Origin of the sequence: Variovorax sp. J31P179 (assembly GCF_030316985.1) — a bacterium.
Taxonomy (GTDB): Bacteria; Pseudomonadota; Gammaproteobacteria; order Burkholderiales; family Burkholderiaceae_C; genus Variovorax; species Variovorax ginsengisoli_B.
Map to the genome: position 1 here is coordinate 308,016 of NZ_JASZYL010000006.1, position 25,244 is coordinate 333,259.

The 25,244-nt window shown below is 70.2% G+C and carries 20 protein-coding genes; 4 read left to right on the top strand and 16 right to left on the bottom strand.

The annotated features are described in order from the left end of the window. Nucleotides 1-6: 6 nt before the first annotated feature. Nucleotides 7-660 carry a 3-oxoacid CoA-transferase subunit B gene (locus QTI17_RS17920; RefSeq protein WP_286534771.1) on the bottom strand — a complete coding sequence of 218 codons (654 nt, stop codon included), beginning with the start codon at nt 658-660 and terminating at the stop codon, nt 7-9. After that, nucleotides 657-1,358, bottom strand: coding sequence for a 3-oxoacid CoA-transferase subunit A (locus QTI17_RS17925; RefSeq protein WP_286534772.1), 702 nt, complete (start codon nt 1,356-1,358; stop codon nt 657-659). The genes QTI17_RS17920 and QTI17_RS17925 overlap by 4 nt, the downstream gene beginning before the upstream one ends. Nucleotides 1,359-1,484: 126 nt before the next feature. Between QTI17_RS17925 and QTI17_RS17930 the strand changes: the two genes are divergently transcribed. Then, entirely contained in the window at nt 1,485-2,270 is a 786-nt protein-coding gene (locus QTI17_RS17930) for an IclR family transcriptional regulator (RefSeq protein ID WP_286534773.1), read from the top strand. Nucleotides 2,271-2,293: 23 nt separating this feature from the next. Here the strand turns inward: QTI17_RS17930 and QTI17_RS17935 are convergent, their stop codons facing one another. Together QTI17_RS17935 and QTI17_RS17940 are read right to left on the bottom strand one after the other, a co-directional pair. Further along, nucleotides 2,294-3,178: a CsgG/HfaB family protein gene (locus QTI17_RS17935; protein ID WP_286534774.1), complete on the bottom strand. Its 885-nt coding sequence runs from the start codon at nt 3,176-3,178 to the stop codon at nt 2,294-2,296. A gap of 130 nt (nt 3,179-3,308) precedes the next feature. Beyond that, complete coding sequence (locus QTI17_RS17940) at nt 3,309-4,658, bottom strand: TAXI family TRAP transporter solute-binding subunit (RefSeq protein ID WP_286534775.1); 1,350 nt, start codon at nt 4,656-4,658, stop codon at nt 3,309-3,311. Between the two features lie 168 nt (nt 4,659-4,826). Here QTI17_RS17940 and QTI17_RS17945 point away from each other — a divergent pair, with 168 nt between their 5' ends. Continuing rightward, nucleotides 4,827-6,053 (top strand): ABC transporter substrate-binding protein, encoded by a 1,227-nt coding sequence (locus QTI17_RS17945; protein WP_286534776.1) that lies wholly within the window; start codon nt 4,827-4,829, stop codon nt 6,051-6,053. A 10-nt stretch (nt 6,054-6,063) separates the two neighbouring features. Here QTI17_RS17945 and QTI17_RS17950 read toward each other — a convergent pair whose 3' ends face one another. Further along, a complete protein-coding gene (locus QTI17_RS17950; protein ID WP_286534777.1) occupies nt 6,064-6,711 on the bottom strand; it encodes a GNAT family N-acetyltransferase in 648 nt (215 codons plus the stop codon). A gap of 196 nt (nt 6,712-6,907) precedes the next feature. On the opposite strand from QTI17_RS17950, the gene QTI17_RS17955 reads away from it, so the two are divergent. Next, nucleotides 6,908-8,383 carry a metallophosphoesterase family protein gene (locus QTI17_RS17955; protein WP_286534778.1) on the top strand — a complete coding sequence of 492 codons (1,476 nt, stop codon included), beginning with the start codon at nt 6,908-6,910 and terminating at the stop codon, nt 8,381-8,383. Then, nucleotides 8,380-12,060, top strand: coding sequence for an alpha/beta fold hydrolase (locus tag QTI17_RS17960; RefSeq protein WP_286534779.1), 3,681 nt, complete (start codon nt 8,380-8,382; stop codon nt 12,058-12,060). The genes QTI17_RS17955 and QTI17_RS17960 overlap by 4 nt, the downstream gene beginning before the upstream one ends. On the opposite strand, the gene QTI17_RS17965 is transcribed toward QTI17_RS17960, so the two are convergent. The 11 genes from QTI17_RS17965 to QTI17_RS18015 all read right to left on the bottom strand — a co-directional run bounded on the left by QTI17_RS17965 (nt 12,041) and on the right by QTI17_RS18015 (nt 25,227). Continuing rightward, complete coding sequence (locus tag QTI17_RS17965) at nt 12,041-14,611, bottom strand: ATP-binding protein (protein ID WP_286534780.1); 2,571 nt, start codon at nt 14,609-14,611, stop codon at nt 12,041-12,043. The genes QTI17_RS17960 and QTI17_RS17965 overlap by 20 nt on opposite strands. Nucleotides 14,612-14,784: 173 nt before the next feature. Beyond that, the gene (locus QTI17_RS17970) at nt 14,785-15,552 is read right to left on the bottom strand and encodes a class I SAM-dependent methyltransferase (protein WP_286534781.1); all 768 of its coding nucleotides are present in this window, start codon (nt 15,550-15,552) and stop codon (nt 14,785-14,787) included. 17 nt (nt 15,553-15,569) lie between these two features. After that, nucleotides 15,570-16,442 carry an intradiol ring-cleavage dioxygenase gene (locus tag QTI17_RS17975; RefSeq protein WP_286534782.1) on the bottom strand — a complete coding sequence of 291 codons (873 nt, stop codon included), beginning with the start codon at nt 16,440-16,442 and terminating at the stop codon, nt 15,570-15,572. Then, on the bottom strand, nt 16,426-17,502 hold the full coding sequence (locus QTI17_RS17980; RefSeq protein ID WP_286534783.1) for a branched-chain amino acid ABC transporter permease: 1,077 nt from the start codon (nt 17,500-17,502) through the stop codon (nt 16,426-16,428). The genes QTI17_RS17975 and QTI17_RS17980 overlap by 17 nt, the downstream gene beginning before the upstream one ends. A gap of 7 nt (nt 17,503-17,509) precedes the next feature. Then, complete coding sequence (locus QTI17_RS17985; protein ID WP_286534784.1) at nt 17,510-18,517, bottom strand: Bug family tripartite tricarboxylate transporter substrate binding protein; 1,008 nt, start codon at nt 18,515-18,517, stop codon at nt 17,510-17,512. After that, a complete protein-coding gene (locus QTI17_RS17990) occupies nt 18,514-20,115 on the bottom strand; it encodes an alkaline phosphatase family protein (RefSeq protein ID WP_286534785.1) in 1,602 nt (533 codons plus the stop codon). Before QTI17_RS17990 ends, QTI17_RS17985 begins: the two co-directional genes overlap by 4 nt. Before the next feature lie 6 nt (nt 20,116-20,121). Next, on the bottom strand, nt 20,122-20,982 hold the full coding sequence (locus tag QTI17_RS17995; protein ID WP_286534786.1) for a branched-chain amino acid ABC transporter permease: 861 nt from the start codon (nt 20,980-20,982) through the stop codon (nt 20,122-20,124). 15 nt (nt 20,983-20,997) lie between these two features. Then, nucleotides 20,998-21,699, bottom strand: a complete 702-nt coding sequence (locus QTI17_RS18000; protein WP_286534787.1) for an ABC transporter ATP-binding protein — start codon at nt 21,697-21,699, stop codon at nt 20,998-21,000. 55 nt (nt 21,700-21,754) lie between these two features. Next, a complete protein-coding gene (locus QTI17_RS18005; RefSeq protein WP_286534788.1) occupies nt 21,755-22,474 on the bottom strand; it encodes an ABC transporter ATP-binding protein in 720 nt (239 codons plus the stop codon). A gap of 5 nt (nt 22,475-22,479) precedes the next feature. After that, on the bottom strand, nt 22,480-23,739 hold the full coding sequence (locus tag QTI17_RS18010) for an ABC transporter substrate-binding protein (RefSeq protein ID WP_286534789.1): 1,260 nt from the start codon (nt 23,737-23,739) through the stop codon (nt 22,480-22,482). A 24-nt stretch (nt 23,740-23,763) separates the two neighbouring features. Next, on the bottom strand, nt 23,764-25,227 hold the full coding sequence (locus QTI17_RS18015; protein ID WP_286534917.1) for an aldehyde dehydrogenase family protein: 1,464 nt from the start codon (nt 25,225-25,227) through the stop codon (nt 23,764-23,766). Nucleotides 25,228-25,244 lie beyond the last annotated feature (17 nt).

The following is a 25,244-nucleotide window of genomic DNA, read 5'->3' on the forward strand; positions in this document are numbered from 1 at the left end:
GTGGGTTCAGATGGCGATCGGCAGGCCGACCAGTTGTTCGAGTTCCGCGTGGCCGAGGCCGTCGACCTTGTCGATCAGCTTCAAGCCCGCAGGCGTGCATTCGAGCGTGGCAAGGTCGGAATAGACCCGTTTCACGCAGCCCAGGCCGGTCAGCGGATAGCTGCACTGGGCGACGACCTTGCTCTCGCCCTTCTTGGTGAGCAGGTCCATCATGACCCAAGTCTGGCGGGCGCCGATGGCCAGGTCCATGGCACCGCCGACCGCCGGGATCGCGCCCTCCTCGCCGGTGCTCCAGTTGGCCAGGTCGCCGGTGGCCGAGACCTGGAAGGCGCCGAGCACGCAGATGTCGAGGTGGCCGCCGCGCATCATCGCGAAGCTGTCGGCATGGTGGAAGAAGGCGCCGCCGGCGAGCAGCGTGACCGGCTGCTTGCCGGCGTTGATCAGGTCGTAGTCCTCGGCGCCGGCGGCCGGCGCCGGGCCCATGCCGAGGATGCCGTTCTCGCTGTGCAGGATGACCTCGCGGCCGGCCGGCAGGTGGTTGGCGACCAGGGTCGGCTGGCCGATGCCGAGGTTGACGACGGCGCCGTCGAAGATGTCCTGGGCGACGCGGGCCGCCAGCTGGTCCTTGGTGCGGCGGGTGTAGGTGGTGCTCATGGTCATGCTGCCTTCCTGAAGCCGCCGGCCTCGGTGGCCACGCGGTCGATCTTCACGATCTTGCTGACGAAGATGCCTGGGGTGACGATGTGCTCCGGGTCGAGCGCGCCGAGTTCGACGATCTCGTGCACCGTCGCGATGGTGCGCGCCGCGGCCATCGCCATCACCGGGCCGAAGTTGCGCGCCGCCTTGCGGTAGACCAGGTTGCCCCAGCGGTCGCCCTGCTCGGCCTTGATCAGCGCCACGTCGCCGCGGATCGGGTATTCGAGCACATGGTTCTTGCCGTCGATCACGCGGGTCTCGCGGTCGCCGGCCAGCTGGGTGCCGAAGCCGGTCGGGCAGAAGAAGGCGCCGATGCCCGCGCCGGCGGCCCGGATGCGCTCGGCCAGGTTGCCCTGCGGCACCAATTCGAGCTCGATCTTGCCGGCGCGATAGAGGCCGTCGAACACCTGGCTGTCGGCCTGGCGCGGAAAGCTGCAGATGATCTTGCGCACCCGGCCCGCCTTCAGCAGCGCCGCCAGGCCGGTCTCGCCGTTGCCCGCGTTGTTGTTGACCACCGTGAGGTCGGTGGCGCCCTGCTCGATCAGGCCGTCGATCAGTTCGTTCGGAATGCCGGCGGTGCCGAAGCCGCCGATCAGCACCGTGGCGCCGTCCTGGATGCCGGCCATGGCGTCGGCGACCGAGCGTGCGATCTTGTCGATCATGGAATCTGTCCCCGGAGTGGAAGAAAAAGGACGAACCCGGCCACCGGAATGACTTCGATGGCCGTCAAATTTGTTCGTATGCCGAACATCTGTTCGTATAATGAATTCTAGAGAAATCCACCCCGCATGGCAACACAGCAGCAATCCCCCTCCGTCCCGGCCCCCGGGGACAGCTACGTGCAGTCCTTTGCCCGCGGCCTGCAGGTGATCCGATCGTTCAGCGCCGGCGCGCCGCGGCAGACCCTGAGCGAGGTGGCGGCCGCCACCGGGCTGACCCGGGCCGGCGCGCGCCGCATCCTGCTGACCTTGCAGACGCTCGGCTATGTGACGAGCGACGGCAAGCTCTTCGCGCTGACGCCGCGAATCCTCGATCTCGGATTTGCCTACCTGTCGTCGATGCCGATCTGGAACCGCGCCGAGCCGGTGATGGAGGCGCTGGTGCAGCAGGTGCAGGAATCGTGTTCGGCGGCGGTGCTCGATGCCACCGACATCGTCTACGTGCTGCGGGTGCCGACCCACAAGATCATGCGCATCAGCCTGGGCGTCGGCTCGCGGCTGCCGGCCTTCTGCACCTCGATGGGACGGCTGCTGCTGGCCGACCTCGACGAAGACGAACGACGTGCGCGGCTCGAGGCCTCGCCGCGCGAAGCCTTCACCAAGCACACGGTGACCGATGTGGGCGCGCTGCTCGCCAAGGTGGCGCAGGCACGGCGGCAGGGCTGGTGCCTGGTGAACCAGGAGCTGGAGGAAGGGCTGATCTCGATCGCGGCGCCGATCGTCGATCGCGCCGGCCGCACCGTGGCGGCGCTCAACATCAGCGGCCAGGCCAACCGGACCAGCGCCAAGGTGATGCAGGACAGCATGCTGCCGGCGCTGCTGGCCGCGGCGCGGGAAATCTCGCGCCTGCTCTGAAGCGAGGCCGCGCGGGGCTGCGCCTACTTGTGTCGGCGTTTGGCGCCGGGTGCCGAGGTCTGCGACGGGGCAGCCGCGCCGTCGACGCCCAGCCGGCCGCCGCCGCCCAGGCCCTGTCCCTGCACGGTCTGCGCCTTGTAGTCGCGCAGCGAGACGACCATCTGGTTGAAGGCGTCCATGAAGGCGGCCGCGATCACCTTGCCTTCGGCGGTCCGGGTGTAGCCGCCGAGGCCGCCGGCACCGCTCATGCCGCCGAGGGCACCGAAGCCGCCGAAATCGGTCTTCGATGCGCTGCCTTCGGAGGCCGCGATCTGCACGCCCGAGCGGTTGTCGATCAAGGTCAGCAGGGTGGAGGCTTCCTTGGTCTTCAGGCTGCCGCCGATGGCGCCGATCAAGCCGGAGTAGCGACCGCCGACCAGGCCGCCGATCGCGGCGCCGGCGCCACCGGCATCGTTGTTGTTGAAGATGACCTCGGGTGTCATGCCGTAGTCGGAGGCGACCATCTGGCCCTTGCCGAAATTGCTGCCGCCGCGCATCTCGCCGCCATCCATCAGCGCCCGCTCGCGGCCCATCGCGTTCATGCCGGCGGCGCTGCGCTCGACGACGATGAAGCAGTTCGACTGCTGCACCAGCAGGCGCAGCAGGTTGGCCGTGGGCGGCAGCTTGTATTGGTCGCGCAGGATGGTGTACCAACCGGCCGACTGGTTCTCGACCAGCGAGACCGTGCCCAACGGCGAGTCGCATCGCTCGAGCTGGCTGCTCGCGCCGCTGCTGCTGCCGCCCGCGGCGCTGCCGGTGGCCACGGTCTTGGCCGACTGGCTGCCCATCTGCATGTCGGTGGTCTGGCAGCCGGCCAGCGCGAAGAGGGCGGCCATGGCGGCGGCAGGCGGAAGTCGAGTGAGGATCATTGAACTGGAGGAGACGAAATGCAGGGAAGGCTCAGGCCGAGGGCCAGCCTCTGAGGCGCTCGGCAGTCTATGAAGGCAGCCCCTGCAGGTCTGCGAGAAGCGTCCCGATTTTCTCCAGGGCAAGTCCGATTCAGTCCTTCGCGTCCGGCTCGCTCTGCCGCCGCAGCTGCGCCCGCACATAGTCCACGTGCTGGCGCAGCGTGTAGACCCGGTCGGTGAAATCAAGCGGGAACTTGGTCTGGACGACCTCCTCCTCGATCCGGTCGAGTTGCGCCCTTGCCTCGCGCCGCTCCTGGTCGTCGAGCTTTCGCGAGGCCAGGTCCTGCTCGAGGAACTTGAGTTCGCCGTAGCGGCGGTACAGGCGGCTGCGGCGGCGCCAGCCGATCAGCTCCGGCAGCACGCGGACCAGCGGCACCAGGATCGCCGCCAGCGGAACCAGCAGCAGCAGCAGCCGCTGCGCATAGTTCGCGGCCCAGAACGGGAGGTAGTTCTGCAGGAACGGGCGGCCGTTCTTGAAGTAGCGCTCGGCCTGGGTCGAGAGCGGGAAATCGGTGCCGGTCGGGCTCGGGAATTCGCCCGGCCGGCTGATGATGCTGGGTTGCCGGTGCACCTGGCGCGCCGCCTCGAGCAGCAGGTAGGCGAGCGCCGGGTGCAGTTCGTCGCGCACCACCAGGTTCGCGGTGGTGGCGAGCAGCTGGATGTCCTGGGGCGGCAGGTCGCGCTTCGGGTCGACCGAACCGCGCTTCAGGCTCACGGGCTGGAAGAACGGAAAGCGCCGTGCAAGCCCCTGCACATGGTCCAGCGAGGCCAGCCGGACGCTGCTGTCGGCGAGCAGCCGCTGCACCGCGGGGGCCTCCGGCGCGGCGATCATGATGGCCGCGTCGACCTCGCCGCGGGCCAGCAGGTCGGCCGCCGCCATGCCGCCTTCGCTGACGAAGCGGGTGGCGGGCGGGCCGCCGTCGGTCACGCCATAGACCGCCAGCAGCTCGGTCGCGACCTTGAAGTTGCCGCTCCCGGGAACGCCGACCGCGATGCGCTTGCCGGCCAGCGGCCCGAGGCCGCTGGACAGGTCGAGGGCGGTGCTGAAGATCCAGACCGGCTCGAAGGCGACGGTGGCCAGCGATCTCAGCGGCGTCGCCTCGGGCGGCGCGTCGGGGTCCTGCGCCAGCAGGCCGGTGCCGCCCTGCACGAAGCCCACCGACACCTTGCCTTCGTTGAGCCGCTGCAGGTTCTCGACACCGCCGCTCGAGGGCTGCAGCTCGAGCCGGATGCCGTTGGCGCGCAGGATCTCCTGGTAGCGCTCGCCGAAGCGGTGGTAGGCGCCGTCGGGCACGCCGGTGGTCATCGCCAGCGAACGCGGCGGTGCCGGGCTGATGTCGCCCACGATCGCCCAGCCCAGCGCGGTCAGGACGGCGACGCCGAGGAGCCAGTACAGCAGGCGGCGGCCGGTGGGCAGGACAGGCAAGGTGGGGGGCTTCATGCCGGGGCGCTGGGGGTGAAGGTGCCCGATTCTGCCGCCTGGCCGTGCAAAACCGCACGGAATCGCGCCCGGCAACGCATCGCACCCCGGACAAACACGGACCTCCGGCGCCGACCCGGCCCGCACGATGCGCCCGGCCGAATCCACCACAGAACAAAGGACAGAGACATGAAAAGCGCCGTCTTCGCACTCGTCTTCGCACTCGCCTCCCTGGCGCTCGCCGCCCCCGCCGCCGCGCAGGCCACGCCGGGCACCACCGGTGCCATCCGCATCGGCGTGATCGGTCCGCTGAGCGGCCCCTCGGCCGATTTCGGCCTGCCGATGCTCAACGGCGTGAAGCTGGCGATCGACGAGATCAACTCCTTCGGCGGCTACCTGGGGCGGCCGCTCGAACTGGTGATCAAGGACGACCAGGCCAACCCGGAGCTCGGGCTCAAGCTTTCGCAGGAGCTGGTCCGGGAGAAGGTGATCGCCACTATCGGCTTCTGCAACACCGGCGTGGCGATGAAGTCGATCGACGTCTTCCAGGCCAGCCGGACGCCGCTGATCGTTCCGTGCACCACCGGCACGCCGGTGACGACCCGGTTCCCGCCGGCCGAAAGCTACATCTTCCGCAACGCGCCGCCCGACGCGATCCAGGCGCCCTTCATGGTCGACGAGATCGTGGCCCGCGGCTGGACCCGGGTGGCGGTCTTCGCCGACACCACCGGCTACGGCGAAGGCGGGCTGCAGGACGTGCGCCGTGCGCTGGCGAAGAAGGGGCTGGAGCCGGCCTATGTCGGGCGCTTCGACCTCGGCGTGACCGACGTGACCGAGCAGCTGAAGGAAGCGCGCAAGGCCGGTGCCGACGTGATCTTCATCTACACGATCGCGCCGCAGAACGCGGTGATCGCCAAGGGCCGCCACGCGCTGGGCTGGAAGGTGCCCCAGGTCGGCGCCTGGGCCTTGTCGTTCCCGCTCTTCATCGACGGCGCCAAGGAGGCCGCCGAAGGCTCTCTGATGGCGCTGAGCTTCGTCGCCGAGCCGACCAACGAGCGGCGCGCCACCTTCCTCGCGCGCTATGCGCGCAAGTTCGAAGGGCCGCGCATCCCGGTGCCGATGGCCGCCGCGCAAGCCTACGACGCCACTTACCTGCTGGCCCACGCGGTGCTGAGCCTGCCCGGCGACCGGCTGGACGGGCCCGGCATCAAGGCGGCGCTCGAAGCGCCCAAGCGCCCCTACTACGGCGTCGTGACCACCTACGACAAGCCCTTCGGCAGCCAGGACAAGGAAGCGCTGAGCGCCAACATGCTGGTCGTCGGCACGGTGAAGAACGGGCAGGTCACTTTCGCCCATGCGGAGGACGCGACCCGCAACCGCATCGTGCAGCGCAAGCAGGCGGCCGGTGGGCTGTAGCCCGGGTGCGCTAGGGCCGCGGCACGAACTGGCCGGCCAGCCAGCGGCGCAGGGCGCCCAGCGGGCGCCGCTCCGGCTGCGGCGGCCGCGGCGCCACACCACGCTCCAGGCGAAGCAGGCCGCCGCCGGGTCCCTGGGCGCAGGTCTGGAAGCCCATCCGGTGCAGGAAGCCGATCAGCCCGGTGTGGGACGCCAGCACGTCGCCGTACAGCCGGCGCAGGCCGGCGTCGCGGGCCGCTTCGAGCAGGCAGTCGATCAGGTGGTCGGCCACGCCCTGGCGCTGCCAGGCATCGGCGACGGCGATCGCCAGTTCGGCGCTGCCCGGCGGCTCGCCGACGCAATAGCGGGCCTCGCCGATGAGCGCCTCGCCGTCGACCAGCGGCAAGGTGGCGACCAGGGCCACCTGGCGCACGCCGTCGACGCTGACCAGTTGCTGCAGCGCGGCCGGTTCGCAGTCGCCGATGCCGGCATGGAAGCGGCAACCGCGCGACCCCTCCGACAGCTGGCCGACAAAGGCGCCGAAGCGCTGGGCATCTTCGGTGCGCAGCGGCCGGATCCGTGCCGGCGCGCCGTTGCGCAAGGTCGCGCTGCGCGGATGACCGACCGCGCGCAGCGACGCGGCGATGGCGACGGCGGGAGAGGTGGGCACTTGGCGCATGGCGTTTCGGCGGGGCTGGTGAAAGGGAGTCCCGAGCTTCGCGCCGGCCAGCCCGCCCGTCCTTAAGGCGTCCTGAAGCGTGCTGAATGCGCACGCCTGCCCTTGCGCTCGCGCGGGAGATTCAGGACGCTTCAGGACGGCTTCAGGACGCCGCGCGCGCCAGCAGGCACAGTCGCACATCACCAGGAGCCCCGCCTTGAGCACCCCCCGCTACGTCTGCCTTTCCGACCTGCATCTCGGCGCCGGCTACAGCACCCTCACCTCGACCGACGCCGAAGGCCGTCCCGACCCGACCCGGCCCAGCGCCACGCTGACGGCCCTGGGCCTGGCGCTGCGGCAACTGCTGCCCGCGCTCGGCGACGGGCCGCCGCCGACCCTGGTCCTGCTCGGAGACGTGCTCGACATGGGCCTGTCGCCGATGGGCAGCGTCGCGGCCGCTTTCGACTGTTTCGTCCAGGCCGTGATGCTCGATGGCGACCGGCCGCTGTTCGCGCCGCGGGTGCTGTGCGTGCCCGGCAACCACGACCACCACCTGTGGCGCATCGCCCAGGACCAGCACTTCCAGGACAGCCTGCGCGAGGGCCGCATCGAGAGCGACCTGATCGCCCACACGGCGCTGTTCCAGGATCCCGATGCCAGCGGCATCCCGTCGCCGATGCTGACCGGCCTGATCCACCGCCATCCGGCGCTGAGCGAGACCCGGGTCGAGATCGCCTATCCCAACCTCGGCCTGATCGACGCCGGGCGCCGTCGCTGCGTGGTGCTGCACCACGGCCACTACGTCGACCCGATGTACCGACTGGTCTCCGCGCTCGATGCCCAGGCGCCGGGTCTCCACGGCCGCGGCCCGGCCACGATGGCGCAGCTCGAAGCGCGCAACGGCGCCTGGGTCGATTTCCTCTGGTCGGACCTCGGCAGCGCCGGGCTGACCGGCACGGCGGCCACGACGCTGTACGAGGTCATGCGCGACGGCGGCGCCTCGCAGCGCTTCGCGCAACGCCTGTCGGCCCTGCTGGTGGCCCGGCTCGGCACGCGCTTCGGCCTCAGCGGCAGCATGCCGATGCTGCAGGGCATCACGCTCGACCAGCTGCTGCTCGGCCTGCTCGACGCGACGCTGGGCCGGGGCGCCGAGTCGCAGCGCGACAGCTACCTCGCCCTGATGACCGCCGGCGACGTCGCCGACCTGCGCTGGTTCCTGTCGGGCCCGGTCAAGCTGGAGCTCGAGCGCGCCGGCCTGGAGCCGTCCGGCCTCGATCTCGCCTTCGTCTTCGGACACACCCACAAGCCGTTCCAGGACGAGCTGCCGGTGGCGGGCTTCGGCCAGCCGGTGCGCGTCTTCAACACCGGCGGCTGGGTCATGGACCAGCCGACCATGACCTCGACCCAGGGGGCCGCGGCGGTGTTCATCGACGAGGCCCTGAACCTGGCCTCGCTGCGGCTCTTCAACGATCCGGTCAACGGCCGCATGGCCCCGGTGCAGGCGCAGGGCGTGGGCGGCTTCGGCGACCGCGACAACCCGATGCTGGCCGCACTGGCCGCCGGGATCGAACGAACGGCGCCGGCCTGGCAGGTCTTCTCGCGCTCGGCGCAGACGGCCACCGAGGCGCACGCCGCCCGGCTGCTCGACAAGTTCTTCCACGTTCCCGGCCGCAACCCGGCGACCGCCCCATGATGAAGCGAATCGCCCGACCGCTGTCCCAGCTGGCCTCTCACTACACGGTGGTCGTGGTCGGCTCCGGCTACGGCGCCGGCGTCGCCGCCTCGCGACTGGCGCGCGCGGGCCAGTCGGTCTGCGTGCTCGAACGCGGCCGCGAAATACTGCCCGGCGACTACCCGGACGACATGGCCGGCGCCCGGGCCGACATGCAGGTCGACGGCGCCCGCGGCAAGCTCGGCGCCGCCGACGGCCTCTACAACCTGCACCTCAACGACGACATGCTCGCGATGGTCGGCTGCGGTCTCGGCGGCACTTCGCTGATCAACGCCAACGTCGCGCTCGAGATCGACCCCCGGCTGTTCGAGGCCACGCCCTGGCCGGCGCCGTTCCGCAACGACCCGGCCCTGCTCGACCCCTACATCGCGCGTGCGCGGCGGATGCTCGACCCTTCACCCTACCCCGACGACTACCCGCCGCTGAACAAGCTGCAGGCGCTGGAGAAGTCGGCCCGGGCGATGAAGCGCCCGTTCGAGCGGCCGCCGATCGCGGTCAACTTCGCCGACCAGCTGAACCCCTTCGGCGTCCCGCAGCCGCGCTGCACCTTGTGCGGCGACTGCACCAGCGGCTGCAACGTCGGCGCCAAGAACACGACCTTGATGAACTACCTGCCGGATGCGGCGAACCACGGCGCCGAGATCTTCACCGGCGCCCGGGTCAGCCACGTCGAGCGCGATGGCGAGCGCTGGCGCGTGGTCTTCGACCCGGTGGCGCTGCGCGGCGAGAGCGCGCCGGCGGCGGACGCGCCGCGCAGCGTGACGGCCGACATCGTGATGCTCGGCGCCGGCGCGCTGGGCTCGACCGAGATCCTGCTGCGCTCCAGGGAACGCGGGCTGGCGCTGTCGGACCGGCTGGGCACACGCTTCTCGGGCAACGGCGACGTGCTGGCGCTGGGCTACGACAACGACTGGCAGGCCAGCACCGGCGCCGCCGGCAACACGGTCCGCAGCCCGATCAACGGCGTCGGCACCGGCCGCAACAAGCTGGCCCCCGCCGACCTGCCCGGGCCCTGCATCACCGGCGTGATCGACCTGCGCGATGCGCCCGAGGTCGGCGACGGCCTGGTGATCGAGGAAGGCGTGATCCCCGGCGCCCTGGCGTCGATGCTGACGCCCGCCCTCTTCTTCGCCGACGCCATGACCGGCGGCGAATTCGCCTACGGCGCGGCCCAGGCCAAGTCGCGCCTGCAGGATGCGCAGGCGATGGGCGAGGCGGTGCAGCACCCCGGCGAGCTGGCGGCGGCGGCCTACGGCGGCGCAGTGGCGCGCACCCAGACCTACCTGGTGATGAGCGTGGACGATGCCGGCGGCCGCCTGCACCTGCAGGACGACCGGCTGCGCATCGACTGGCCGGGCGCCGGCACCCGCCCGGTGATCGCCAAGGACCACCAGTGGCTGCGGGCCGCCAACGAGGCGGTCCAGGGCCAGTTCATTCCGAACCCGCTTTGGAGCGAACCGCTCGGCCACAAGCTGATCACCGTGCATCCGCTGGGCGGCTGCGGCATGGGCGACAGCGCGGCCGACGGCGTGGTCGACCACCAGGGCCGGGTGTTCGCGGGGCGCGACGGGCAGGCGGTGCACGAGGGGCTGCTGGTCTGCGACGGCGCGGTGCTGCCGGGGGCGGCGGGCGTCAATCCGCTGCTGACGATCAGCGCGCTGGCCGAGCGCGCCTGCCAGCTGCTGTGCGACCGGCGCGGCTGGACCCTGGACCTCGGGATGGCGCCGCGCGGACCGATGCCGGCGTCGACCGGCGCCGGGGCGCCGCCATCGGGCCTGCTGCGGCGAGCCATCGACAAGGTCGAGGCCGGCGCCGTCGAACTCGCCAAGGAGGCGATCGGCGCGCTCATCCGCAAGGACCCGGCGCTGCTGAGCCCGAGCTTCCAGTTCACCGAGACCATGCACGGCTGGATCAGCACCGACGCGGTGCTGCCGCGCAGCGGCCCGCAGCAGCGGCTGGCGAGCGACTACGAGGTCGCCTGCGCCTGGGGCAAGGCCCGGGGCCAGGCGATGCGCTTCGATCTCACGATCCACACCGCCGACCTCCACCAGATGGTGTCGGACCCGACCCACCCGGCCACCATTTCAGGCAGCGTGACCTGTCCGGCGCTGTGGAGCGAGCCGATGCCGGTGGCCAGCGGCGTGTTCCACCTGCTGCCGGCCGATGCGCAGCGGGTCGAGACCTGGACCATGACCTACGAGATGGTGCTGCGGCGCGGCGACTCGCGGCTGCGCTTCAAGGGCCACAAGGTGCTGCACCAGCGGCCCGGCGCATCGCCCTGGACCGACACCACCACCCTGTTCGTGCGGGTCTACGACGGCGACGGCATGGCCGGACGGATGGTGGCCCAGGGCATCCTCACGCTCGACCTCGAGGACCTGCTGTGGCAGGCCTCGACGGTCGAGGTCAAGCCGCCGGCCAGCCTCCCCGGCGTGCTCGAAGCGCATGTACCGGCGGCCGAGCGCGCCATTGCCAGCGCCTACCTCGCCCGCTTCGGCGCCTTCTTCGGCATGACGCTGTTCCGGGCCTACGGCGGGCTGCTGGCCGACCTGCACAACTTCCCGGCGCTCGACCTGGCGCAGCTGCCGCGCCGCGCCCTTCGCGCGCCGGCGCCGGTGGCACACAGCGTCGAGGTCGGCGACGGCTTCAGGATCAGGCTCACGCGCTACGCCGGCGGCACGCTCGGGCCGGTGGTGCTGGCGCCGGGCTTCTCGGTCCGGGCCTCGTCGTTCGCGACCGACACGGTGGACCAGAACCTGGTCGAGGCGCTGTGCGCGCGCGGCTACGACGTCTGGTTGTTCGACTACCGGGCCAGCCCCGATTCCGGCAGCCCGATCGCGCCCTACACGATCGACGACATCGCGCGCACCGACTGGCCGGCCGCGGTGCGCTTCGTCCTGCAGGCCACCGGCGCCGCCGACCTGCAGGCGATCGCCCACTGCGTCGGCTCGATGAGCCTGCTGATGGCGCTGCTGGACGGCATGACCGGCGTGCGCTCGCTGGTGTCCTCGCAGCTCACGCTGCACCCGGTCACGGGCTGGCTCAACGATGCCAAGGCCGACATCGGCCTGGCCCGCGTGCTCGAAAGCTACGCCCCGCTCGACGGCCGCTTCGACAGCGTGCCCGGCAGCACCGAGCTCGACCGCGAGATCGACACCCTGGCCTTCAAGGTGCCGGTGCCGGACGGCGAGCAGTGCAACAACCCGCTGTGCCATCGCGTGTTCTCGATCTTCGGCGCGTCTTATGCGCACGCGCAGCTCAACCACGCCACCCACACCGCGCTGGCGGAGATGTTCGGCAGCGTGGCGCTGCATCCCTTCGAGCACCTGAGCCTGATCATGCAGCGCGCCAAGGCGGTCGACAGCGCGGGCCGGGATGTGTATGTCACGCCGGCCAACGCGCCGCGGCTGGCGCTGCCGATCTGCTTCGTGGCCGGGGCCGACAACCAGTTGTTCTTCCCGGAGGGCAGCCTGCGGACCCAGGCCTGGCTGTCGCGGCTGAACGACCCGTCGCTCTACACCCGCCATGTGTTCGAAGGCTACGCCCACATGGACCTGTTCGTCGGCCGCAACGCCGCGCGCGACGTCTTCCCGACGCTGATCGCGCAGCTCGAAAGTGTCAGCCCGGCAGCGCGCTGAGGCCGGCCGAGGCCAGCCCGATCGCGGCGTCCTCGTCGAGGCCGGCGCCTTCGAGGCGCCACGCCGCCAGCTCGGACGGCGGGTGAACGACGCCGACCAGCGCCAGCGTGGCCTCGAGCATGCGGGTATCGGCCCGGCTGCGCACCTCGCCGCGGCGGGCCCTCGCCGCGTCGTCGCAGCCGATCAGCAGCGCGGCATCGCGCAGCCGTCCCTGGCGCGCCGCCAACAGCGCCAGCATGCCGGAGAAGTGCCGGATGCCCAGCGTGCGCCGGCACTGCGGCAGGCTCAGCATGACCTGGGCCTGCGCCTCGGCCAGCGAGCCCTGCACCGTGAGGGCATGGGCGTACCAGTTGTGGGCGAAGGCCAGCATCTGGGCATCGGTCAGCGGCGAGCGGCGCAGATGCTCGATCACGGCGCGGAACTGGTCGACCGCCTCATCGATGTGGCCGATCTCCTGGTGCAGCGCCGCCAGGTTGTTGAGCACGTAGAACCGGGTGCGGGCATCGCCGCCGCTGCGCACCAGCGGCAGCGCCTGGGCGAAGGCGGCCAGCGCCTCCTCGGTGCGGCCCTGGTAGCGCCGGACCATGCCGCAGTTGTAGAGCCAGAGGCCGCGGAAGCCGTGCATCGCCGGCGCTTCGATCAGCGCGCGTCCCTGCGCCAGGTGGCGCTCGGCGCTCTCGAAGTCGGCGGTCACGGCCGACACGTAGGCGCTCATGCACAGGGCGATCACCAGCCGGCCGTGGGCCTGCTCCTGCTCGAAGATGGCGCGGGAGCGCTCGAGCAGCTTCTCCCGCTCCTGGGCGTTGACCCCGCCGTGCAGGCCGATCATGGCCAGCCCACCGCAGAAATCCGCCACCACGAAAGGGGCGGTGCGCGCATCGACCAGCGGTTCGGCCATGCGCATCCAGCGCACGCCCTCGCCGTAGCGACCGGCCTGGTACATGAGCACCGCGGCGGTGTTCACCAGCTCGAGCGCCAGCGCCGGGTCGCCGCGCTCGCCGCAAGCCCATTCGATCGCGCTGCGCAGGTTGTCGACCTCGGGGATGCAGGTCATCACCCACTGGTCCATGGTTTCGAAGCCCATGCACCCGGCGCGCTCCGGACGGTCGATCGCCGCCCGCATGCAGCGCGCATGCCAGGCCCGCAGGCGCTCCCATTCGCCGGCCGCCTCGAGCTGCTCCCGGGCATAGGCGCGGGCGCTCTCCAGCAGGCGGTAGCGTGGCGTGGCACCGGCCTCCAGCACCACCATCGACTTGTCGATCAGGTTGCCGAGCAGGTCGACCACGGCCCAGGCATCGATGCCGTCGTCGGCCGCCACCTGCTGCGCCAGCTCGAGCCCGAAGCCGCCGACGAAGACACCGAGCCGGCGGAACACCGTGCGCTCGAGCGGGCTCAGCAGCGCATGGCTCCAGTCGAGCGTGGCGCGCAGGGTGCGATGGCGCGACGGTGCGTCGCGGGCGCCGTTGTTGAGGATCCGCAGGCGCTGGCCCAGGTGCTGCCGCACCCCCGGCACGCCCAGCAGCGGCACCCGGGCGGCCGCGAGCTCCAGGGCCAGCGGCATGCCGTCGAGCGCGCGGCAGATGGCCACCACCGCCTCGAGGTTCGAGGCGTCGAGCCGGAAGCCCGGCTGCACCGCAGCGACCCGGGCGGCGAACAGCGCCACCGCGCCGTGCGCCGCGGCGTCCGCCACCTCGGCGTCGGCCGGCACGGCCAGCGTGCCGAGGCGCATCGAGCGCTCGGCCGACAGCCGCAGCGGCTCCTGGCTGGTGACCAGGATGTGCAGCTCGGGCAGCGCCGCCCCCAGCTGGCCGACCAGCGCCGCGACCGGCTCGATCAGGTGTTCGCAGTTGTCCAGCAGCAGCAGTTCGCGCCCGCGCAGGCGTTCGGCCAGCTCGCGCGCCGGGTCGGCGTGGCCGGGCAGGCCGATGCGCAACGCGCGCGCCACCGCGCCCGGTACGGCGCCGGGGTCCGAGACATGGGCCAGCTCGACCATCCAGGCACCATCGCGGAAGCGGTGCGCCAGGTCGCGGGCCAGCGCCAGCGCCAGGCTGGTCTTGCCGATGCCGCCCGCGCCCAGCAGGCTGACCAGCCGATGCTCGCGCACCAGGCCGCGCAGCTGCGCCAGGTCCTGGTCGCGCCCCAGCAACGGCGGCAAGCCGACCGGCAGGTTGCCGAATTCGGAGGGCAGCGCCACGGACGGCGGCGCGACCGCGGCCCGGGCCGCCGTCCGGTCGGCGGCGGGCGCGTCGTCCAGCGCAGCGGCGAAGCGATAGCCGCGGCCCGGCACCGTCACGATGGCCTTGGCGCCGAGCAGCTTGCGCAGCGCGCTGACCTGCACCTGGAGATTGTTTTCCTCGACCACCAGGTTGGGCCAGACGAGGTCGAGCAACTCGTTCTTGGTCAGCATGCGCTCGCGGTGGGTGACCAGCGCCAGCAGCACGTCGAAAGCACGGGCGCCGAGCTGGACCGGCTCGCCGCCGACCCGCAGTTCGCGGCTGGCGGGATTCAGTTCGGCATGGTCGAAGCGATAGACCGACTCAGTGGCCTGCATCCGCCACCCCGGTCACCCCGCCTCCGGTGCCGCGCACCGTGCCCATCCCGATTCCGACTGCCATGTCCGCTCCTGTTCGAGGGCGCGCATGTCCCGCCCGCCAGGCTGGGTTTGTAACTGATTGCGCGATCCTGCACATCATTGTCCGGGCACCTGCGCCCGACGGCGCTGGCTCAAGCCGGCTTGAATGCGCTGTACTCGGAAAAAATGCCGAGTTCGACGTGTCGCTTGACGTCCTGGAAACCGGCGGCGCGCAGCGCGGCCAGCACCGATTCAGGCGCGATGCAGGCCTCGATCGTGTCCCAGTAGTAGCGCCACAGTTCGGCCGTGTCCTGCCCCCGCGCCACCACCTTGGCGATCAGCGGAACCACGCCGCGCATGTAGCCCTTGAGCACGGCCGTTCCGACCCGGCCCGAGGGCTTGGTGATCTCGAGCACCAGCAGCCGCCCGCCGGGGCGCAGCACCCGGAAGAATTCGGCGAAGGCCGCATTGACGTCGGCGATGTGGCGCAGCGCGTAGCCCATGCTGATGAAGTCGCTGCTGGCATCGGGCCGCGGCAGCGCCTCGGCCCGGCCGCGCACCAGCGTCACGCCCGGCAGCGCCACCTGGCCCATCATCCCGGGGCTCGGATCGACACCGACCAGCTGCCCCTGCGGGCCGATCAGCGCCAGCGCCTCGCGCGCCACCAGCCCGGTGCCGATGCCGACGTCGAGCACCTGCGCGCCCGCCGCGAGGCCGCCGCGCTGCAGCGCCGAGCGCCGGTACCAGGGGCCCGAGCCGAAGGCGAGCACCCGTTCGATGCGGTCGTAGTCGGGCGCGGTGTCGTCGAAGATCCGGCGCAGGAACTGCTCGTGCTCCGCCTCGTCGGCGTAGTAGGCCGGCAGCGGCGTGTGCGGCGCGAGCGCCTCGGGCGAAGGGTGCGGCGAGCCAGGACTTTGCATCGGTCCATTATGGCCATTCACCCGGCCACCGCCGCCGGCTCCAGCACGAAATCGAAATTCAGCGTGTGGAACGGCGTCGACAGCACGCTGCCGTCGGGCCCGGCGCCGGCCGGGTGCGAGGCGAAGTCGCCGATCAGGGAGCTGCGCACGCCGAACACGGCATCGCTGTCGAGGTAGCGGTCGCCGTCGCGGAACACGTGCGTGATCAGCGTCTCGTAGCCCGGCGCCTGGATCATGAAGTGGACATGCGCGGGGCGCCACGGATGCCGCTTGGTGGCCCGCAGCATCACGCCGACCGGGCCATCGGTGGGGATCGGATAGGCCACGGGCATCACGCCGCGGAACCACAGCCGGCCCTCGCCATCGGTGCGGAAGACGGCGCGGCCCTGCGGCCGGTCGAGGCCCGTCCGCTGGACGTCGTAGAAGCCTTCGGCGTCGGCCTCCCAGACATCGACCTCGGCATCGGCCACCGGCTCGCCGTCGCGCCCGCGCACCACGGCCCGCACGAACAGCGGCTCGCCGGCGGCGCCGCCCGAGATGTCGCCGCCGAGCGGGAGCCGGGGCGCGCCCTGGACGTGGAAGGGGCCGAACACGGTGGCCTCGGTGGCCTGGGCGCTCTTGGCATGGTTCATGGCCACGGTCAGCATCGACAAGCCCAGCGTGTCGGACAGCAGGATGAACTCCTGCCGCTTGTCATCGCACTTCTGCCCGGTCGCGGTCAGGAACTCGATGCCGGCGGCCCACTCGGCCTCGGTGAGCTTCACCTCGCGGGCGAAGTCGTGCATGTGGCGCACCAGCGCCGACATGATCTCCTTCAGCCGGGGGTTCTCGCAGTCCGCCATGCGCTCGAGCACGGCGGCCGTGATGGTGTGTTCATTGATGTTTCGCATGGGGATGGAGCTCCAGGTCGGTGGGACGTCTGAGGGGCATCGAACGTTTCGGGACCGGCGCATCATGCACTGCCAGCCGCCGCTGGGTCGGGAACAGCGACCAGCCCCAGCGCTGCTGCGCATAGCCCCACAGGCCCTGCTTGAAGAAGATGGTGACGACGATCGCCAGCAGGCCCAGCCCGAGCAGGTACCAGGTGCCGTAGTCGCTCAGGAACTTGTTCAGCGCCCAGAAGATGAGGGCGCCGACCAGCGGCCCCTCGATCCGGCCGATGCCGCCGATCACCACCATGAAGATCGCGAACGCGGTCCAGTTGACGCTGAAGGCGGCATCGGGGCTGATGCGCAGGTTGCCGACGAAATAGAGCGCCCCCGCCAGGCCGGCGCCGAAGGCCGCGACCACGTACACCGCGAGCTTCATGCGCGCCACCGGGATGCCCTGCGACTCGGCCGCGACCTCGTTGTCGCGGATCGCCAGCAGCGCCAGCCCGCGCTTGCTGCGCAGGAACAGGTAGACCAGCGCGATCGCCGCCACCACGCAGGCCAGCGCCATCCAGTAGGTGGTGCTCTCGCGGGTCGCCTTGTCGATGCCGCGCAGCGCGGTGAGCGAGGTTCCCGAGCCGCCGCCCACCGCCGACACGTTGGCGAAGCTGAGCCGGAACACTTCGGCGATCACCCAGGTGCCGATCGCGAAGTAGCCGCCCGAGAGACGGAACGCGACGAAGGACACCGGCACCGCGATCAGTCCCGCCGCCAGCGCGCCGAGCGGAATCGCGACGAACGGATTGAGACCCGCGAAGTTGCCCAGCATCAGCATCACGTAGCCGCCGAAGCCGAAGAAGGCCTGCTGCCCGATGCTCACCATGCCGCCGTAGCCCGCCAGCAGGTTCCACATCATCGCGAAGATGAAGTAGCAGGCGATCTCGACGAACTCGCGCATCCAGCTCGATTCGCCCCAGAACGGCAGGCTCGCGGCGAGCACCGCCAGCACGACGCCGACGACGCCCGCCGTGCGGCTCATCGCCGTGGCGCGCTCGACCGTGAAGGGAAGCGGAGGCGTCATGGCGAGTTCAATCCAGTTGCAGGTTGATGCGTTCGGCCACCTTGGCCCAGCGCTGGCTCTCGGTCTGCAGGCGCTGTGCCGCCTCCTTGGGGGTGTTCGCGAGCGGCTCCAGGTCGAGCGTCGCGAGGCGCTCTCGCACCTCGGGCGCGGCCAGCGCCTTCGCCACCTCGACTTGCAGACGGTCGACCACCGCCGGTGGCGTCGAGCGCGGCATCGCCATCATTTCGGCAAAGCTCGCCTCATAACCCTTGGCGCCGGCCTCGGCGGCGGTGGGCACCGAAGGCTGGCTCGCAAGCCGCTTCGAGCCCGACACGACGATCGGCACCAGCTTGCCGTCCTTGATCAGCGGACCGACCACCGGCGACGCGAGAAAGCCGCAGGGCACCGCGCCGCCAAGCACATCCTGCATTGCGGGGCTCGGCCCGCGATAAGCGACATGCTGCATGCTCGCGCCGGTCGTCGAAAGCAGCATCTCCATCGCCATGTGGCCGGGCACGCCGGGACCACCCGAGGCATAGCTCATCGGCGTCTTCTTCGCGGCGGCGAGCAGTTCGGGCAGCGTCTTCACGCCGACGGAGGGATGACACACCAGCTCCTGGCTGAAGCTCGCGAGCTGCGTCACCGGCGCGAAGTCCTCCATCGGCTTGAACGTCAGCTTCTTGTAGAGATGGGGGTTGATGGTGAGCATCGTGTCCGGCCCCACGAGCACGGTGTGCATATCGTTCGCGCGCAGCACTTCCTGCATGCCGATGTTGCCGCCGGCGCCGGGCTTGTTGTCGACCACCACGGGTTGGCCCAACGCCTTCTGCAGGCTCGGCTGGATCAGGCGCGAAATGATGTCGCCCGGCGCGCCGGCCGGAAATGCGACCACGAGGCGCACCGGCTTGGTGGGCCACGCCGCATCGGCGGCCGCGGCGCCGAGCGGCAGCATCGCAGCGGCGGCAAGCGCGACGGTCAGGGGTCTGGCAATGAAACGCATGATGTCTCCGTTATGGGTTGTCGTCGCAGCGCTCACCACGCGCCGATCAAGATGCCGGCCTCTCGCTCGCGCCTGTTCCAGGCCTCGATCGCAGCCGGCGCGATGGTGGGAAAACGATGGCGCGCGCGCAGCCAGGCGAAGAGACGCGCGAGCATCTGCTCGCGCACCGCCGCATGCGCCGGGTCGCGCCCGAGATCGACCAGTTCCTGCGGATCGGTCTCCAGGTCGAACAGCATCGGCGGCAGGTCCTCGAAGTGCACGAACTTCCAGCGCGCATCGCGCAGCATCGTCATGTGGCAGCGGTCGACCGGCTGGCCGATGGGCAGGCGCACCGCATCGCGGAAGGCGTAGCTGTTCTCGCAGACGACGAACTCCTTGCCCTTCGCACCGTCATGCGCATGCACCAGCGGCAGCAGCGATTCGCCTTCGAGCCACTGCGAGGGCCGATCGATGCCCAGCGCTTCGAGCACCGTCGGCACGATGTCGATGCACTCCACCAGCGCATCGCTGACCGTGCCGCGCGTGGCATTGGCCTCCGCACGCGGATCGGCCACGATCAGCGGCACGCGCACGATCGGCTCGTGGAACAGCTCCTTCTCGCCGAGCCAGTGGTCGCCGAGGTAGTCGCCGTGGTCGCTGGTGAAGACGACCAGCGTCTCGCGGTCCAGGCCCTGCGCGCGCATGAAGGCGAACAGGCGGCCCAGCTGGTCGTCGACCTGTTTCACCAGGCCCATGTAGGTCGGGATCACGGTGCGGCGCACCTCGTCGCGGCTGAAGCTCTCGCTCGCGGTGTCGCGACGGAAGCCTTCGAGGACCGGATGCGCGTTCTGCCGCTCGGCTTCGCTGCGCACGGCGGGCTGCACGTCGTCGGGCCCGAACATCTCGTGATACGGGGCAGGAACGACGTAGGGCCAGTGCGGCTTGATGTACGACAGGTGCAGCACCCACGGCGTATCGCCGGCCTCCTTCATGAAGTCGATCGCGCGGTCGGTCGTGTAGGGCGTCTCGCTGTGCGGCTCCTCGATCGCCGCGGGCTTGTCGGCCCAGCGCATCTGCCAGCCGCTGAGGGTCTCGCCGTTCGGCCCCCGGCCCGAGTTCGCGAAGTCGTGCCACGGGTTGTCGGACTCATAGCCGCGCTCGCGCAGCCAGTCGCAGTAGGCGTTGCCGCTGACCTTGAAGCCCGGCGGCCAGATGCCGTCGTCGCGGGCATAGGGCTCGAAGCCGCCTTCCATCGCGAGGCGTCCTTCGCCTTGCGAGACATCGATGCCGAGCCGCTTCGCGCCTTCGAGATCAGCTTCCACATGCGTCTTGCCGACCAGCGCGCACCTCACGCCATGCGGCCGAAGATGCTCGCCGAGCGTCTTCTGGCCGACCGAGAGCGGCACGAAGTTCCACATCGCGCCGTGTGTGCTGACATAGCGCCCGGTGTAGGTCGACATGCGCGACGCGCCGCAGACCGAGCCCTGCACATAGGCGCGATCGAATCGAACCCCGCGCGCCGCGAGCGCGTCGATGTTCGGCGTGTGCAGGCGCGGGTGGCCATAGCACGAGAGGTAGTCCGCGCGGAGCTGGTCGCACATGATGAACAGCACGTTGCGCAGCGGGCGGGAGGAAGAGGAGGAATTTCCGGTCATGTCCGTTCAGCCCACGGTCTTCGGGAAAAGCCCCTGCGGCCGCAACACCAGCACGCCCAGGAACACCAGATGTCCGACCCAGATGCCCCAGCCCGGATCGAGACGGAAGCCGATCTGCTGCGTGATGCCGAGGATCATCGCGCCCGCCAGCGTGCCCCAGAAGGAGCCCATGCCGCCGATGATCACGGCCTCGAACGCGAAAAGCAGCAGCAGTGGGCCGTCGGAAGGCGACACCGTCGTACGCATCCCTTGCAGCGCGCCGGCGATCGCGATGAGCACGAAGGCGATGGCGGTTGCGAGTGCGTAGACCTTCTTCGCGTTGAGACCCATGAGCTCCGCGATCTCGCGGTCGTCCGACACCGCGCGGAACGAACGCCCGAGTGCGGTGTTGGCGAACAGCCATTGCAGGCCGCCGGTCGCCACGATCGCGACCGCGAGCACGATCAGCGGCAGCACGCCGACCGACAGCGATTCGCCCAGGTGCAGGCCCTGCGTGTTGAGCCCTCCCGTCTCGATCGAGCGCGGGTCGGCGGAGAACAGTTCCAGCAGCAGGTTCTGGATCACGATCGACAGCCCGAAAGTCACGACCAGCGAGGGCAGCGGGTCCTTGCCCAGCGTGCCGTTGAGCACGTAGCGCTGCAGCACGTAGCCGAAGCCGAAGGCCACCGGCAGCACCGCGAGCGTGATGAGAAGCGGCGCGTCGCCGAAGAGCGCAGTGCCCGCGATCACCGCGAAGGCGCCGAGGATGATGAAGTCCCCCTGCGCGGTATTGGTCAGCCGCATCACGCCGAACATCAGCGACTGCCCGAGCGCGAACAGCGTGTAGAGGCCGCCGAGCAGCACGCCCTGGACGATGGTTTCAAGCACTTCGATGACTCCCGCTCACAGCCCGAAATAGGCCTGCGAAATCTGCTCGCGCGTGAGCGCATCCGAGCGTCCCTGCAGCGATACGCGTCCTTCCTGCAGGCAGTAGATGCGCTTCGACACGCGCTGCGCCATGGTCACGTCCTGCTCGACGATCACGACCGTCATGCCTTCGCGAACCAGCGTCGGCATCGCGGCGTAGATCTCATGGATCACGATCGGCGCGAGGCCGAGCGAAAGCTCGTCGCACAGCAGCACCTCGGGGTTGCTCATCAGCGCGCGGCCGAGCGCGACCATCTGCTGCTGGCCGCCCGAGAGCGCGGTGCCGGGGTTGTGGCGCTTCTCGGCCAGGATCGGAAACAGCTCGTAGACGCGCTGCATGTTCCACGGTCCCTTGCGCGCGGTGAGTCCGCCCATCTGCAGGTTCTCCTCCACGCTCAGGCTCGGGAACAGGCGGCGGCCTTCCGGCACCATCGCCAGCCCGCGCCGCACGATCTCGCCGGGCGGCAGGCTGCCGATCGCCTCGCCCTTGAAGCGGACCGCCTCGCGCGGCGCGCGCACCAGCCCCGTGAGGCACTTGAGCAAGGTCGACTTGCCCGCGCCGTTCGCGCCGATGACCGCGACCACCTCGCCTTGCGAGAGCGAGAAGTCGACGCCGAAGAGCGCTTGCGCGTCGCCGTAGAACGCCTTGAGGCCCTGCGTGGCAAGAAGCGCCGTCATAGAGAAACCTCCGCGCTGCGCGCTGCGGTATTCGCCTTGGGAGCGGCCCGGCGGCTCATGCTTCCACCCCCATGTACACACGCCGCACCTCGGGATCGTTCATCACCGCATGCGGCTCGCCTTCCGCGAGCTTCTGTCCGAAGTTGATGACGAAGAGCCGGTCGGCCAGCGAGAGCAAGGCATGCACCACATGCTCGATCCAGATCATGGTCACGCCGCGCGCCTTGATCTGCTTGAGCTCTTCCACGAGCTGCTTCGCCTCGGGCTCGGTGAGACCGCCCGCGATCTCGTCGAGCAGCAGCAGCTTCGGCCGCGTCGCCAGTGCGCGCGCGAGTTCGAGGCGCTTGCGATTCAGCAGCGTGAGCCCGCCAGCCGGCCTGTTCGCGTGCGGCATGAGGCCGGTCTGCGCGAGCACTTCGTGCGCGGTCCCCCACGCGTCCTGCTCACGCTCTTCGGCGCCGAAGCACGCGGCGGTCACGAGGTTCTCGAACACTGTCATGTTGCCGAAGGGCTGCGGGACCTGGTAGCTGCGGCCGATGCCCGCGTGGCAACGCTGGTGCGGCTTGAGCGCGGTCACGTCGCGGCCTTCGTATTCCACGCGGCCGGCATCCACGCGCGCGTCGCCCGAGATCAGGTTGAACAGTGTGGTCTTGCCCGCGCCGTTCGGCCCGAGGATGCCCAGCGTCTCGCCTTCGGTCACCGCGAGCGAGATGTCGTCGGTGACCTTGAGCGCGCCGTAGGACTTGCTCACGGCATGGAGGGACAGCAGCGGCATGGTGCTCAGGTGGGCATGGCGCGCAGCGCTCCGCCCACGGGGATGTTGGGCGCAGCCTCGTTGCTCACGATGGTGAGTTCGTACTTGAACTTCTGGCCCTTGCCCCATTGGCCCAGCACCAGCGGCGTCTTGCTGACGTTCTTGAACGGACCCTGTCCGCCCCACTTCACCGGCCCGACGACGGTGTCGAGCGAGGTCGCGGCCACCGCGTCGCGCACATCCGCGGCCTTCGTCGACTTGGCACGCGAGAGGGAATTGGACGCCACCTCGAACAGCGCATGCGCGAAGCCGATGGGCTGCGTCCACTGTTTCTTCGTGCCGGCCTCGTAGGCCTCGGAAAGCGCCTTGGCGCTCTGCTTCGTCAGGCTCGACGTGAAAGGATGCGAGGGGCTCCACCACACCTCGGTCGACAAGCCATCGCCCAGATCGCCCAGCGCCTCGATCGCGCCCGGGAACAGCAGCGCCTTGCCCAGCGTGATGATCTTCGGCCGCAAGCCCTGCTGGCGCGCCTGCGTGAGGAAGGTCTTGGCATCGGGGGGGATCACCACGCCTGTGACGATCTCCACCCCACCGTTCTTGAAGGCCGCGATCTGGGCGCTGAAGTCCTGCGTGCCGTTCTGGAAGCGGCCCGGATCGACCAGCGTGAAGCCCATCTGCGAGAGCGGCTTCGGAAAGCCGAGCTCCTTGTCGCCCCAAGCATTGCCGTCGCCGTCGTTGGGGAACAGGCCGCCGACCTTCTTGTTGGTCGGCACGGACTTCCAGCCGCTGGTGAAGTTGGCGATGACGTCTTCCAGGCCCCAGAACAGGTGGTAGGTCCAGTTGAAGCCCTTGGCCGGATCGCCCTTGCGGCCGAAGAACCAGGGCTGCCACGGCACCACGCTCGAGATGCAGGGCAGCTCGTTCAGCTCGCAGGCGTCGCTGACCGGGTTGGCCGTCTCGGGGGTGCCGGCGGTCAGCACCAGCGCCACCTTCTCTTTCAGGATCAGGTCGTTGGCGACCTCGCCGGCGCGGTTCGGATTCGACTGGCTGTCCTTCAGCACGATCTGCACCGCGTACTTCCTGCCGCCGACGGCGATGCCGTCCTTGAAGGCGGTCTTCATCTGGTCGATGACCCACTTGTCGGCCTCGCCGAAGGGCGCCAGCGGGCCGGTCTGCGGCGAGACGTAGCCGATCTTCAGCGTGTCGGCCGCGAACACCAGCGGCGTCGCACCGCCGGCGGCCAGGGCGGCCGCGGCCTGCGTGAACTGTCTGCGATTGAGGGTCATGGGAGTCTCCTTCTGTTGTTGTCTTCAGCGCACGAAATGGGGCGGAATCTCGGCATCGACGTTGATCCACACGCTCTTGACCTGCGTGTACTCGCGCATCGCATCGAAGCCCATCTCACGGCCGTAGCCGCTCTGGCCGACGCCGCCGAAGGGCGAGCCCGGATTCACGCGCTTGTAGCTGTTGACCCAGACCATGCCGGCGTGCAGGTCGCGCGCCACGCGATGGGCGCGCTGCAGGTCGCGGGTCCACAGGCCGCTGCCGAGGCCGTAGTCGGTGCCGTTGGCGATCTCCATCGCCTCCTCGTCGCTCTTGAAGGTCAGCACGGTGACGAAGGGGCCGAAGACTTCTTCCTGCGCCACGCGGTCGCGGTACGAGCTCGCACGCACGATGGTCGGCTCGACATAGCAGCCGCGTTGCAGTTCGCCGCCCGGCGCCTTGCCGCCGGCGAGCACTTTGCCGCCCTCGCCCTTTGCCACTTCCACGTAGTTCAACACGCGCTCCTGGTGTTGCGCGCTGGTGAGCGGACCCATCTCCGTCGCATCGTCCAGCGGATTGCCGAGGCGGATCGACTTGGCGAGCGGCAGGAACTTGTCGAGAAATTCGTCGGCGATCTTCTCGTGCAGCATCAGCCGCGAGCCCGCGATGCAGGCCTGCCCCTGGTTGTGGAAGATGGCCCATGCGCTGCCGTTGACCGCGGCGGGCAGGAAGGCGTCCTCGAACACGATGTTCGGCCCCTTGCCGCCGAGCTCGAGCTGCACCTTCTTGAGGTTGCCCGCGCTTGCCGCCACCACGCGCTTGCCGGTCGCGGTGCTGCCGGTGAAGGCGACCTTCGCGATCTCGGGATGCTCGGCGATGTATTGCCCCACCACGTGGCCCAGCCCCGGCACCATGTTGACCACGCCATCGGGCATACCGGCCTCGGCCATCAGCTCGACGATCTTGAGCGAGCTCAGCGGCGTGATCTCGGCCGGCTTCATCACGATGCAGTTGCCGGCCGCCAGCGCCGGCGCCATCTTCCAGCTGGTGAACATCAGCGGGAAATTCCACGGCACGATCTGGCCGACGACGCCGACCGGCTCGCGCAGCGTGTAGTTGAGGAAGCCGGCCTCGACCGGAATCGTCTCGCCCTGGAACTTGTCGGCCATGCCGCCGAAATAGCGGAAGCAGGCGGCGGTGCGCGGCACGTCGAGCTTGCGCGAATCGCGGATCGGATGGCCGGTGTCGAGCGATTCCAGGCGCGCGAGCTCTTCGCCGTGGGCCTCGATCAGGTCGGCCAGCCGGAGCAGGATGCGCCCGCGGTCGGCCGCCGCCATGCGGCTCCAGGCCGGGAAGGCGCGCTTCGCGGCGGCCACGGCGCGGTCGACGTCGGCCTTGCCGGCCAGCGCGACCTCGGCGATGGTCGAGTTGTCGTGCGGATTCAAGGTCGCCAGCGTCTCGCCCGACTCGGCATCGACGAAGCGCCCGTCGATGAAGAGCTGGTGGCGGATCGGCGTCTTCAGGCCGG